11 protein-coding genes are annotated in these 12,431 nt (G+C 72.2%); 3 read left to right on the plus strand and 8 right to left on the minus strand.

Translation table 11 applies throughout. The features are described 5' to 3' along the window. Positions 1-147: 147 nt before the first annotated feature. The 4 genes from ACH4RC_RS40310 to ACH4RC_RS40325 all read right to left on the minus strand — a co-directional run bounded on the left by ACH4RC_RS40310 (position 148) and on the right by ACH4RC_RS40325 (position 3,702). The gene (locus tag ACH4RC_RS40310) at positions 148-522 is read right to left on the minus strand and encodes an RNA polymerase-binding protein RbpA (RefSeq protein WP_003977404.1); all 375 of its coding nucleotides are present in this window, start codon (positions 520-522) and stop codon (positions 148-150) included. A 254-nt stretch (positions 523-776) separates the two neighbouring features. After that, positions 777-2,135, minus strand: coding sequence for an MFS transporter (locus tag ACH4RC_RS40315; protein ID WP_398209674.1), 1,359 nt, complete (start codon positions 2,133-2,135; stop codon positions 777-779). A 47-nt stretch (positions 2,136-2,182) separates the two neighbouring features. Beyond that, a complete protein-coding gene (locus ACH4RC_RS40320; protein WP_398209676.1) occupies positions 2,183-2,950 on the minus strand; it encodes a glycerophosphodiester phosphodiesterase in 768 nt (255 codons plus the stop codon). Next, the gene (locus ACH4RC_RS40325; protein WP_398209677.1) at positions 2,947-3,702 is read right to left on the minus strand and encodes a YitT family protein; all 756 of its coding nucleotides are present in this window, start codon (positions 3,700-3,702) and stop codon (positions 2,947-2,949) included. The genes ACH4RC_RS40320 and ACH4RC_RS40325 overlap by 4 nt, the downstream gene beginning before the upstream one ends. 99 nt (positions 3,703-3,801) lie before the next feature. Here ACH4RC_RS40325 and ACH4RC_RS40330 point away from each other — a divergent pair, with 99 nt between their 5' ends. Further along, complete coding sequence (locus ACH4RC_RS40330) at positions 3,802-5,301, plus strand: PLP-dependent aminotransferase family protein (protein ID WP_398209679.1); 1,500 nt, start codon at positions 3,802-3,804, stop codon at positions 5,299-5,301. A gap of 336 nt (positions 5,302-5,637) precedes the next feature. On the opposite strand, the gene ACH4RC_RS40335 is transcribed toward ACH4RC_RS40330, so the two are convergent. After that, positions 5,638-7,419 (minus strand): hypothetical protein, encoded by a 1,782-nt coding sequence (locus ACH4RC_RS40335; protein ID WP_398209681.1) that lies wholly within the window; start codon positions 7,417-7,419, stop codon positions 5,638-5,640. A 37-nt stretch (positions 7,420-7,456) separates the two neighbouring features. After that, positions 7,457-7,651 carry a hypothetical protein gene (locus tag ACH4RC_RS40340; RefSeq protein WP_324767692.1) on the minus strand — a complete coding sequence of 65 codons (195 nt, stop codon included), beginning with the start codon at positions 7,649-7,651 and terminating at the stop codon, positions 7,457-7,459. Positions 7,652-7,938: 287 nt separating this feature from the next. Here ACH4RC_RS40340 and ACH4RC_RS40345 point away from each other — a divergent pair, with 287 nt between their 5' ends. Both ACH4RC_RS40345 and ACH4RC_RS40350 read left to right on the plus strand, forming a co-directional pair. Continuing rightward, the gene (locus ACH4RC_RS40345; protein WP_398209682.1) at positions 7,939-8,331 is read left to right on the plus strand and encodes an ankyrin repeat domain-containing protein; all 393 of its coding nucleotides are present in this window, start codon (positions 7,939-7,941) and stop codon (positions 8,329-8,331) included. Between the two features lie 278 nt (positions 8,332-8,609). Further along, on the plus strand, positions 8,610-10,016 hold the full coding sequence (locus tag ACH4RC_RS40350; RefSeq protein WP_398209684.1) for a HEAT repeat domain-containing protein: 1,407 nt from the start codon (positions 8,610-8,612) through the stop codon (positions 10,014-10,016). Between the two features lie 4 nt (positions 10,017-10,020). Here the strand turns inward: ACH4RC_RS40350 and ACH4RC_RS40355 are convergent, their stop codons facing one another. Next, a complete protein-coding gene (locus ACH4RC_RS40355; RefSeq protein ID WP_398209718.1) occupies positions 10,021-10,836 on the minus strand; it encodes a putative hydro-lyase in 816 nt (271 codons plus the stop codon). A gap of 167 nt (positions 10,837-11,003) precedes the next feature. After that, positions 11,004-12,326, minus strand: coding sequence for an MFS transporter (locus tag ACH4RC_RS40360; RefSeq protein ID WP_398209686.1), 1,323 nt, complete (start codon positions 12,324-12,326; stop codon positions 11,004-11,006). Positions 12,327-12,431 lie beyond the last annotated feature (105 nt).

Here is a 12,431-nt window from a genome sequence, read left to right on the forward strand (position 1 = left end):
GCACCGCCCCTGCCCCCAGCCGCGCCCCCCCCCCCCGGGGCCGACCCTGGCCCGCCCCTTATTCGGCCCGCACCCAAACGGGCGGGGGCCGGACACACGGTGTGTGTCCGGCCCCGGCCGTCTCACGTGTTGCCGTGGACCCTCGGGTCAGGCCGACTTGCGGCTGTCCCTCGGGTGGACCGCGATATTCATCGCGCCCGAACGCAGGACGGCCAGACGCTCCTCGAGAACCTCTTCGAGCTCCTCGCGGGTGCGCCGCTCCATCAGCATGTCCCAATGCGTACGGGCCGGCTTGGCCTTCTTCTCCTCAGGGCCGTCACCGTCCACGAGAAGTGCCTGGGCCCCGCAGACCTTGCACTCCCACTCCGGCGGAATTTCGGCCTCCACCGAGAAGGGCATCTCGAAGCGATGGCCCTTCTCGCATGCGTACTCCACGGCCTGGCGCGGAGCCAGGTCGATGCCGCGGTCCGTCTCGTAGCTCGTCACTACGAGACGCGTTCCGCGAAGAGCTCGCTCACTCATGAATCGTGCCTCCCGGGCTTGTCGCCCACAGGACAGGTGTCGCTGTCGTCGTCATCCGGTCAACGTCCGGTCGGCGGTAAAGATTCCCGTTCCGGGCAATGCGTCGCCGTCGTAGCCGCCCCTTGTTGTACCCACCAACGCCCGGTTTGTCACATCTGACACCAGATGTCACCTAGCGTCTGGCAATGTTGACGTGCAGTAACGGTACGCCTGGCAGGCCAACCGCGTACACTACCGGCCTTTGCCTTCAGGTGCTAAATCCGGGTCGGTACGGGATTGCCCGCGTCGCGCACCGCCTGCCGCACCGGAACGCGCGCGAGCAGGGCGAAACCGACCAGGAAGAACAGCACCAGGGACACGATCGCGTCCCGGTAATCCCCGGTCAGCTGGTACGCGAGGCCGAACACCAGGGGCCCCAGCCAGCTCATGCCGCGGTCGCTCATCTCGTACGCGGAGAAGTACTCCGCCTCCTTCCCGGCCGGCACGAGATGCGAGAACAGTGACCGTGACAGGGCCTGGGTACCCCCGAGCACGAGTCCGATGCCGACCGCGAGGGCGAAGAACCACACGGGTGACTTCGGCGGCAGGAAAAAGCCCGCCCCGATCGTCACCGTCCAGGCCACGAGCGAGCCCAGGATCGTGTACTTGGCGCCGTACGCGCGCGCGAAGCGGCCCATGGCGAGGGCTCCGGCCACCGCGAGGACCTGGACGAGCAGCACGGCCACGATGAGCGTCGACTGGCCGAGGCCGAGCTCCTCGGAGCCGTACACGGACGCCTGCGAGATCACCGTCTGGACGCCGTCGTTGTAGACGAGGTAGGCGAGCAGGAAGGAGAGCGTCAGCGGATAGCGGCGCATGTCCTTGACCGTGGCGGCGAAGTGGCGAAAGCCCGGCGCCGTACGGCCCGGGCCGGGTGCCGTACGCCGGTCGCGCAGGCGGCGTAGGGGCACCACGGTGAACGCACCCCACCACACACCGGCCGACGCGAGACAGATCCGCACCGCTGTCGACTCCGAGACACCGAAGGTGTCGTGTGCCGTGTACAGCCACAGGTTCGCCAGGAGGACCAGCGCGCCCGACGCGTAACCGAGGGCCCACCCGCGCGAGGAGACCGCGTCGCGCTCCTCCGGCGGCGCGATCTGCGGCAGGTAGCTGTTGTAGAGCACCATCGAGACGGCGAGCGACGCGTTCGCGATCACGAGCAGCGCCCCGCCGAGCAGGTAGCGGTCGCCGGACAGGAAGAACATGCCGGCCGTCGCCGCCGCGCCCACATAGGCCGAGGCGGCGAGCAGCGGCTTCTTGCGGCCCGTACGGTCGGCGGCCGCGCCCGCGAGCGGCATCACGAAGAGCGCGAGGATCACCGACAGGGAGACCGTGTAGGCGAAGAAGGACCCGGCGCGGACCGGGATGCCGAGCGGGTGCACGAAGCCGTCCGCGTCGGCCGCCGCCTTCGCGACCGAGGTGAGGTACGGCCCCAGGAACACGGTCAGGACGCTCGTCGAATAGACCGAGCAGGCCCAGTCGTAGACGTACCAGCCGCGCTGTTCGCGCCTGCGGTCGGTGAGGGCGCTACTGGCCCCGCTCGCCGTCTCCCGCACGGTGTCGGTGCCCACCCGTGTCCCCTTGCGTTCCCCGTGGTCCGGCGCCGCGCGGCCGGCCCTCAGGCCCAGGTGCCCCGGTCCTTGAGGACGTCGCGCAGCGTCTCGATGTGATCGGAAACTATGCCATCGACCCCGAGGTCGAGAAGCCGTCGCATCTCGTCCTCGTCGTTGACCGTCCAGACGTGGACCTGCATCCCGCGCGCGTGGGCGGCCCGCACGAAGCGGCGGTCGACGACCCGGACCCCGTACTGCCCGACGGGCACCTGTGCGCACACGGCAGTGCCGCGCAGCGGGAAGGGCAGCCCGTACGACCGCAGGCGCAGGCCCAGGACGCCCTTCGTGCCGAGCGATGTGGCGAGCCGCGGCCCCGCGAGAGCCTGGGCCCTGGCGACGCGCGCCTCCGAGAACGAGCCGACGCAGACGCGGTCCCACGCGCGCGTGCGCTCGATCAGACCGAGGAGGGGGAGCAGCGCGGGCTCCGCCTTGACGTCGACGTTCCAGCGCGCGTCGGGGAAGGTCGCCAGCAACTCCTCGAACAGCGGGACCGGTTCGCGGCCCGCCACGCGCGCGTGCCGTACGTCGTCCCAGGGCAGGTCGGCGATGAGTCCGTTGCCGTCGGTGATCCGGTCGAGCGTGGCGTCGTGGAACGCCACGAGCCGCCCGTCGGCCGTGGCGTGCACGTCCGTCTCGAGGTAGCGGTAGCCGAGGTCGATGGCGCGGCGGAACGCGGCGACGGTGTTCTCCAGGCCGTCCGCCGCCCCGCCGCGGTGCGCGAAGGGGAGCGGGCCAGGATGGTCGAGGTAGGGATGGCGTACGGGCTCGGTCACCGTCGCAGTATCGCCTTGCGCGACGAGGCGCGGGCCACCACGGTCGACTCGGCGCGCGGCCCCGCGGGTACGGCGAGGACCCGCAGGAAGAACTGGGCCAGCGGGCCGATCGCGAGCGCGTACACGACCGTGCCCGCGCCGATCGTGCCGCCCAGCAGGAAGCCCGTGGCGACGACCGCGACCTCGACGGCGGTGCGCATCAGGCGGATCGAGCGGCCCGTGCGGTGGTGCAGGCCGGTCATCAGCCCGTCGCGCGGTCCGGGGCCGAACCTTGCCGCGATGTAGAGGCCCGTCGCGACCCCGTTGAGCAGGATCGCCACCACCATCAGCGGGACGCGTACCGCGTAGGCGTGGATGTCCGGCACGACGGCCAGGGTGGCGTCCATGGCGAGGCCGACGACGAAGACGTTCGAGACCGTGCCCAGGCCGGGGCGCTGGCGCAGCGGGATCCACAGGAGCAGCACGATCGCGCCGACGATGATCGAAACGACACCGATGGAGATCCCGGTCCGCTCCGCCAGCCCTTGGTGCAGCACGCCCCAGGGCTCCAGGCCGAGCCCCGCCTCGACCAGGAGCGCCGAGCTGGCGCCGAAGAGGGCGAGTCCCGCGTAGAGCTGGACGAGGCGGCGGGGGAGGCGGCGGGAGCCGGGAGCGGGTGCGGGGGCGCACGGCGCGGACGGTGTGGAGGGTGTTGATGGCGCGGACGGTGTGGAGGGTGTTGATGGCGCGGACGGTGTGGATGGCGCGGACAAGAGGTCCCCCGGGTGGTCGTTGTGGCCTGCTACATGCCACTCTGTGGCTCCCAGGTGAAAGTGAACCATGGCCAATTGCGGAAAGGTGGACTGATTCGTATGGCTCAGTGGACTTCGGCGATCGGATCGGCCCAGCTCGCCCGGTTGCTCACCTCGCAACAACCGCGCCCGGCGGGGCCCGGCACCCGCCGCCCGCCCGCCTACCGCGCCCTCGCCGACGGCGTCCGGCTGCTCGTCCTGGAGGGCCGCGTCCCAGTCGCCGCGAGGCTGCCCGCCGAACGTGAACTGGCGCAGGCGCTCTCGGTGAGCCGCACCACGGTCGCTGCGGCCTACGAGGCGCTGCGCGGCGAGGGGTTCCTGGAGTCGCGCAGGGGCGCGGGCAGTTGGACGGCCGTCCCGGCGGGCAATCCGCTTCCGGCGCGCGGCCTCGAACCCCTGCCGCCCGAAGCGCTCGGCTCCATGATCGACCTCGGCACGGCGGCGCTGCCCGCGCCCGAACCGTGGCTGACCCGCGCCGTGCAGGGCGCCCTGGAGGAGCTGCCGCCGTACGCCCACACACACGGCGACTACCCTGCCGGGCTGCCCGCGCTGCGCACGATGATCGCCGAGCGGTACACGGCACACGGGATCCCGACCATGCCCGAGCAGATCATGGTCACCACCGGGGCGATGGGCGCCATCGACGCGATCTGCCACCTCTTCGCGGGCCGCGGCGAACGGGTCGCCGTCGAGTCGCCCAGCTACGCCAACATCCTCCAGCTCATGCGCGAGGCCGGCCTGCGGCTCGTCCCCGTCGCCATGGCGGACGGCCTCGACGGCTGGGACCTCGACCGGTGGCGGCAGGTGCTGCGCGACGCCGCGCCCCGGCTCGCGTACGTCGTCGCCGACTTCCACAACCCGACCGGCGCCCTCGCCGACGAGGCGCAGCGCCGCTCGCTGGTCGACGCCGCGCGCTCGGCCGGCACGGTGCTGGTCGTCGACGAGACGATGACGGAGCTGCGGCTCGACGCGGGCCGGGAGATGCCGCGCCGGGTCTGCGCGTTCGACCCCGCCGGCTCAACTGTGATCACCGTCGGCTCCGCGAGCAAGGCGTTCTGGGCCGGTATGCGGATCGGCTGGGTCCGGGCCGCGCCGGACGTCATCCGCAGCCTTGTCGCCGCGCGCGCGTACGCGGATCTGGGCACGCCCGTACTCGAACAGCTTGCCGTGAACTGGCTGCTCAGCACCGGTGGTTGGGAGGCGGCCGTACAACTGCGCCGCGACCAGGCGCGGGAGAACCGGGACGCGCTGGTCGCGGCGGTCCGCCGCGCGCTGCCCTCCTGGGAGTTCGACGTCCCCGACGGCGGTCTGACCCTGTGGGTCAAGGCGGGTGGCCTCTCCGGCTCGCGCCTCGCCGAGGTCGGCGAACGCGTGGGCGTCCGCGTCCCCTCGGGCCCCCGCTTCGGCGTCGACGGCGCCTTCGAGGGCTACGTACGCCTCCCGTTCACGGTGAGCGGCGCGCTGGCGGAGGAGGCGGCGCTCCGGCTGGCGACGGCGGCGCGGCTGGTCCGCGAGGGACGGGGGGCGGGCGGAGAGGTCCCACGGACCTTGATCGCGTGAGGGCGCGACCGGCTGATCGGGGGAGCGCGAGGTGGTGGCGAGGCGGCATCACCGGACGCCTGCCGCGCGGTGTGGCGACGGAACGGCATCACTGAGCGGCTGCCCCCGGGGTGGCGACGGAACGGCATCGCTGAGCGCCTGCCCCCGGGGTGGTCACCGGTCGTGCCGGTGGCCGGGCGTCCGGTCGCGGTCCCGGCCGTCCACCGTTCCGCCGTGCCTTCGGTTCTGCCGTGTCTACGGTTCTGCCGTGTCTACGGTTCTGCCGTGTCTACCGTTCCGCCGTGTCTACCGTTTCGCCGGGCCGACCGTTTCGCCGTGCCTACGGTTTCGCCGTGCCTACCGTTCGGCCAGCGCCTCGGCCTCTGCCGGGGTGTGCTCGGGTGGGCTCGGTTCGTCCTGGGCCGGGGTGCTCTGGACGATCTCGCCCCCGGGCGCCTCGGCCTGGATCGGGGTGTTCTGCTGCGGCTCGGCCTCGACCGGTGTCTTCCGAGGCGGCCCGGTCCGGGCCGCCTCGTGGGAGCTCGCGTCCTGCGGGAGCGCCTCGGCGGCGGAGCCCTCGGCCGGGGGCGCGGCCGCCGGTGCCGGGGCGGTGGGCGTCGCGTCCGCCGGGGTGACGCGGTCCGGGAGGAGGGCGATGACCGCCTGGCGGTGGGCCTCGCTGGTGGCGTCGTCGTTCGGGTCGGGGGTGGCCGGTACCTGGAGGCGGTGGACCTGGCCGTTGCCCAGGCGGGCGTAGCCGCGGCCGGGAGGGGCCTCGGCGGTCGGGGTGGTGAGCGGGAGGGCGCCGAGGACGTCCTGAAGCTCCGCAGGGGTGGCGGGGCCGAGCACCACGCGCGCGCGGGTGTGCGTGCCGATGTGTTCACCGAGGCCGCCGAGGCTGTCGAACTGCTCGGCGACGACCACCGTCACGCCCGCCGCGCGCCCGTGCCGCAGGGGGACCTGCAACAGGGACTGCGGGTCCTCGCGGCCGTCCGCCGCCGCGAGGTGGCCGAGCGCGCTGGGCCGGTCGAGCAGGATCCACAGGGGCCGCTTGATGTCGTCCGGCGCGGGGTGCCCGGCCTGCCGGGCACGGTTCGCGGAGATGAGCCGCCGCTCGGTCTCGTGCGCGGCCCATTCCAGGGTGGCGCGGGCGCCCGCGAGTCCGGACTCGACGGCGAGCACGCCGGCCCGCCCGATGAGGCTCGCGTAGTCGCCGGTCCCGCTGCCCTCGATGACGAGGACGTCCCCGTGCTGGAGCGCCTGGAGTGCGACCGAGCGCAGGAGGGAGGTCGTGCCGGTGCCCGGCTGGCCGACGACGAGCAGGTGGGGCTCGGTGGAGCGGATGCCGGTGCGCCAGATGACGGGCGGCACGTCGCGGTGCTCCTCGCCGTCCATGACGGGGAGTGTGCGCTGGACGCCGGTCCCGTCGGTGAAGCCGAGCACGGTCTCGCCGGGGGAGGTGACGAAGCGTTGGGCGGCGATGTCGGTGGGCAGTGGGCCGAGGACGGTGACGGTGAGCCGGTTGCCCTCCTCGTCCCACCCGAAGTGGTACTCACGGCCCCGGCCCAGCTTGGCGTTGAGCAGTTGTTCGATACGGGCCCGGGACTCGGGCTCCCCGTCGGTGAAGTAGGCCGGGTAGCGGAGGGAGAGGCTCTCGAAGCGGCCGTCGCCGTCGAACTCGTAGGACTCGAACGCGTCCTCCCAGTCGCCGCCGTGGGCGTACAGGGGACTGGGGTCCTCGGCGACGGAGAAGTACGGGACGAGCGCTTCGTAGAGCGAGGAGAGCCGCTGGACCTGCGACTCGTCGGGGCCGGTCGGCTCAGGCTGCTTGGGATCGCGGCCCTTCCAGGCGGCCACCGCCATGAGACAGACGAGGGCGAGCAGCGGCGCGTAGGGCAGGAACACCAGGACCAGGACCACCGCCCCCGCGAGGAACAGCAGCGGGCTGCGCCGTTCCTTCGGTGTCTCCACCCACTTGCGCCGTCCGGCGGCTGCCAGCCGGCGCAGGCCACGGGTGATCGTGATGAGGGGGTGGAGGACGTCGGTGGCGCCGTCGGCGGCCGTCCGTGCCATTTCCCGGCTCCGGGCGATCGAGGCGCTGCCGTTGCTCAGAATGCGGGGGAGAGGGCGCCTGGCCACGTCGGTCTCCTGGGGGTGTGTGCGGGTGGGTACGGCGTCAGAACTTGATCCCGCCGAGCAGGCTGGCGAGGCTCGCGCCGCCGGCCTTGATGCTCGGGGCGATGGCCGTGCCCGCCAGGTAGAAGCCGAGGAGGGCGCAGACCAGTGCGTGCGAGGCCTTGAGGCCGTCCTTGCGGAAGAACAAGAAGACGATGATGCCGAGCAGCACGACGCCCGAAATGGAGAGGATCATGAGGGTTCTCCTGGTTGATGGGGACAGTCACCATGAGTTCTTCCAGGCTCACAGCATGTATCTATACGACAAAAGGTGCAAATGGGTGGAATAGGCTTGAATTCACCCAATTGGCAGGTGGTTGGAGGGGTCCCTCGCCCCGTCGTGCCGTCGGACTCCCGTCCGCACTGGGGGTGATCTTTGCCTCGGCCGGGTCGGCTCATGTGCCTCCGCCGGGCAGTACTCTGTCGATTCACTCGTACGGTCGCACGGCCGTACCGGCACAGATGTGAAAGGCGGTCCGGCCGATGAGCGAAGCCCCCGACCCGGAGGTCGTGGAGCTGGCCACCAAGATCTTCGACCTCGCCCGGCGCGGCGAGAGCGAGGCGCTCGTGGAATATGTGGACGCGGGCGTTCCGGCCAACCTCACGAACGACCGCGGCGACACGCTCGTCATGCTGGCCGCCTACCACGGGCACGCGGACGCGGTCCGCGCCCTCCTCGCGCGCGGCGCCGATGCCAACCGCGCCAACGACAAGGGCCAGACCCCGCTCGCCGGAGCCGTCTTCAAGGGTGAGGAGGGCGTGATCCGCGCCCTCCTCGACGGTGGCGCGGATCCGGCTGCGGGCACCCCTTCGGCCGTCGACACGGCCCGGATGTTCGGCAAGGCGGAGCTCGTCGAGCTCTTCGGAGCTTCCTGACGCACAGCGTCTGACCAGGCAAAACGGGGGTGCGGGAAATGTGGTCGCGGCGGGCAGAACCGCTGGGTCATGATGACGACGTGATTTCCGGACGCGGCGGTAGGGCAGGTGATGCCCACGAACCGCGCGGGCTGTGAACGGCCCGGCCGGACCCAGGACGAGAGGCAGAGAAATGGTCTACAGCAAGCAAGAGACGGCGGGCGCTCCGACGTGTTGTCGCGTGGCCAGGTAGGTCCAGGTCCCCGGTTGCGTCGACGCTTGATGTGAGGCTGTTTCCCATGTTCGAACCGGTCATAGCGCCCAGCGGTACGCTGCTCGGCCTGTTGCAGCGGGGCCGCGGCGACGGCACGCTGCACGCGCTGACGGCCCCGAGGGCCGAGGCCCTCGCCGCCCTCGATCACTGTGTGCTGAGCGACCCCCGCCACGACTGGCAGGTGGAGAACCGCTCCCTCTACTACGCCCGCCTCTACCTCGACCTCCACGGCGAGCTCGGGGTGATCGAGCGGCACCTCTTCGGCCCCGACGACGTCCTGGACACGGACGAGAACCGCACCGGGCTCGCGCTCGCGGTCCTCGGCCATCTCGCCTCGTACGGCAGGCGGGACGCCCTTGAGCTGCTGCGCAGGTACGCGGCCTTCGGCTCGAACTGGGCCTGGGCCCTGGACGAGCTGGCCCTGCGCGACGACGACGCGGGCCTGCGCGCCCTGGGCGAGCCGGTCCTCGCCAGGTTCCCCGCGCAGGACGAGGCCGACCTCGTCGCCGCCGTCCGCGACGCCTACGAGCCGCGGCCCTGGCGGCTGTGGGCCGAGGATCCGCGCCCACACGTGGGCGCACGCGTGCGTGCCGCCCAGGAAGCCGGCTCGTTCGACCGCTGGCAGCGCCAGATGACGCCCTCGGGACCGCGCCCCGGGTGGAGCGTGCAGGCCGTCTTCGACTGGGCACAGGAAGGCTTCGAGCGCGGGGCCGTCCTGTACGTGCCCGCCGCCCGCTGCCTGACCGCCGTCGCCGGGCCCGAGGACCGCCCGCAGATCGTCCGGGCCGCCCAGGACGGCGACGACGGGGCGCGCTGCACCGCCCTTCGCTACCTCGCCGACGCGCACGATCCCGACGTCCTCGATCTCATCGAAGCTGCCGTCGAGTCACCCGCGCGCGTGGTGGTGGACGCCGCCCTCGACTCCTTCGAACGGATGCGCAGCGTCGCCGCTGTGGAGCGCGCCCGCCGCTGGGGGCGCCGGCCCGACGCGCTCGGCGCCGCCGCGGGCCGCATGCTCGCCTGCCGGGGCGGCGCCCAGGACAGCGACCTCGTGCTGTGGGCCCTGCGGGAGGCGGTGCGCGGCGACGGGGCCGACGCCCCCACCCTGTGGCCCCTCGTCGACGGGGCCGGCCGGCTCGGCATCCACTGCGCCGCCCCCGTACTGCGCCATATCTACCGTGAGACGGCCTCGTCCCATCTGCGCGGGCACGCCGCCCGCGCCCTCGCTGTCACCGACCCTTCCTTCGCCGCCGGGTTCGCCGTCGAGTGCCTGTGGGACTGCGAGGAGTCCACCCGCGAGGTCGCCGCCCGCCATGCCGAGACCGGCGACGCCCGCGTGGTCGACCAGCTCCGTCGCCTCGCCGCGGACCCGGCCGAGGAGGCCGAGGTGCAGACCGCCGTACGCGCCAGGATCGGCCCGGAGGCCGCCTGAGCGCCTACAGGACGCGGTGCTGTTCGTCCCGCGTGTCCGTGACGAACATGTGGCCCGGCGCGTGCGTGATCGCGAACGGGGGCCGCGACGCCACCACCGCCGCCTGCGGAGTCACTCCGCACGCCCAGAAGACGGGGATGTCCCCGGGCTCGCGGTCCACCCGGTCCCCGAAGTCGGGCGCGTCCAGATCCTCGATGCCGAGGGCGTCCGGCGGCCCCAGATGCACCGGGCCGCCGTGCACCGCGGGCATGAGGGAGCTCTCCCGTACGGCGGCCTCCAGGGCGTGCTGCGGTACCGGGCGCATCGACACCACCATCGGCCCGTGCAGCCGCCCGGCCGGGCGGCACGCGCGCGTGGTGACGTACATGGACACGTTCCTGCCCTGCTCGATGTGGCGCAGCGGCACCCCCGCCTCGGCGAGCCCCCATTCGAAGGTGAAGCTGCAGCCGATCAGGAACGACACCAGGTCCGCGCGCCAGACGTCGACGACATCGGTCGGCTCCGCCGCCAACTCGCCGTCCCGCCACACCCGGTAGCGCGGCAGGTCGGTGCGCAGGTCGGCGCCCGGCGCGAGCGGGGTCGTCCACGAGCCGGCGTCCGTGACGTCCAGGACGGGGCACGGCTTGGGGTTGCGCTGGCAGAACAGCAGCATGTCGTAGGCCCAGTCGGCCGGTACGGAGATGAGGTTGGCCTGGGCGTGGCCGCGCGCCCAGCCCGCGGTGGCCGCGCTGGCGCCCGCGCGGAAGTGGGCACGGGCCTGGCGCGGTGACCAGGTGGCGGTGCTCTCCTCCATGCGGTCCACGCGGTCCACGCGGTCCATGCGGTCCATGCGGTCCATGCGGTCCACGCGGTCCACGCGGTCCATGTGGTCCATGTGGTCCACGCGGTCCATGCGGTCCATGCGGTCCACGCGGTCCACGCGGTCCACGCGGTCCATGTGGTCCATGCGGTCCACGGGGTTCGCAGCGTTCGCAGAGTTCGCAGTGTTCACAGGAGTTCCCTTCCGCGTGTCTCCGGCAGTCCGAGCAGTGCCACGACCGCCAGGCCGTAGCCGATCGCCCCGAAGACCAGGGCGCCGCCCACCCCCCAACTGTCGGCGAGGAAGCCGACGAGGGTGGGGAAGACCGCGCCGATCGCGCGGCCCGTGTTGTACGTGAACCCTTGTCCCGTACCGCGTACGGCCGTCGGGTACAGCTCGCTGAGGAAGGAGCCGAAGCCGCTGAAGATGGCCGACATGCAGAAGCCGAGCGGGAAACCGAGCACCAGGAGCAGCGTGCCGGCGCCGTCCGGGATGTTCGTGTACGCCACGATGCACACCGCGGAGCAGACGGCGAACAGCACGATGTTGCGTTTCCTGCCGAGCCGGTCGGTGAGGTAACCGCCCGTCAGATAGCCGAGGAACGCGCCCGAGATGAGGAACGACAGGTAACCGCCGGTGCCGACCACGGTCAGGCCCCGGTCGTCCTTCAGGTAGGTGGGCACCCAGGTGGCGAGCGTGTAGTAGCCGCCCTGGACGCCGGTCGACAGGAGCACCGCGAAGAGCGTCGTACGCAGCAGGCCGGGCCGGAAGATCGCCGCGATCTGCGTGAGCGCGTTCTCGCGTGGTCTCGACTCGCGCTCCTGGGTCGCCTTCGGGGCGTCCTGGACGCGGCGGCGCAGCCACACGACCAGCAGGGCGGGCAGCGCGCCCGTCCAGAACATCACGCGCCAGGCGATGTCGGCGTCGAGGAACTGGAACACCAGCGTGTAGACGATCGCGGCCAGGGCCCAGCCCACCGCCCAGGAGCTCTGGACGGCGCCGAGCGTGCGGCCCCGGTGCTTGGCGGAGGCGTACTCGGCGACCAGGACCGCGCCGATCGCCCACTCACCGCCGAAACCGAGCCCTTGCAGGGCGCGGAAGACGAGCAGCGCCTCATAGGTGGGCGCGAAGCCGCAGGCCATGGTGGAGACCGCGTACGTGAGGACAGTGATCATCAGGGCTTTGACGCGGCCGATCCGGTCGGCGATGACGCCTGCCGCCGCGCCGCCGACCGCCGAGACGACCAGTGTGACGGTGGTGATGAGCCCGGTCTGGCCGCTGCTCAGGCCGAAGTAGGCGGCCAGCGCCACCATGCTCAGCGGCAGCGTGAAGTAGTCGTAGGAATCTAGGGCGTATCCCCCGAAAGCGCCTGCGAAGGCGCGGCGGCCGCGCGGGCCGAGTTCCCGCAGCCAGCCGAATGGGCCGCCGTCGGCGCCGGGTTGGCGGCCGGGATCCGACGTGGGCTGTCCGTCGGGGAGGGTCGCGCCTGGCGTCGGTGGAGTCGTGCTCATGAGCACCTCGCAGTGGATGTGTGTGCGTGGCGGTGCGTACCGGATGAGCGAAGAGCGCGAGAAAGGGCCCGGTCCCGGGTCCCCTCTGTTCGCCAAGGTAGAGGA

Origin of the sequence: Streptomyces sp. NPDC016845 (assembly GCF_044332585.1) — a bacterium.
GTDB lineage: Bacteria > Actinomycetota > Actinomycetes > Streptomycetales > Streptomycetaceae > Streptomyces.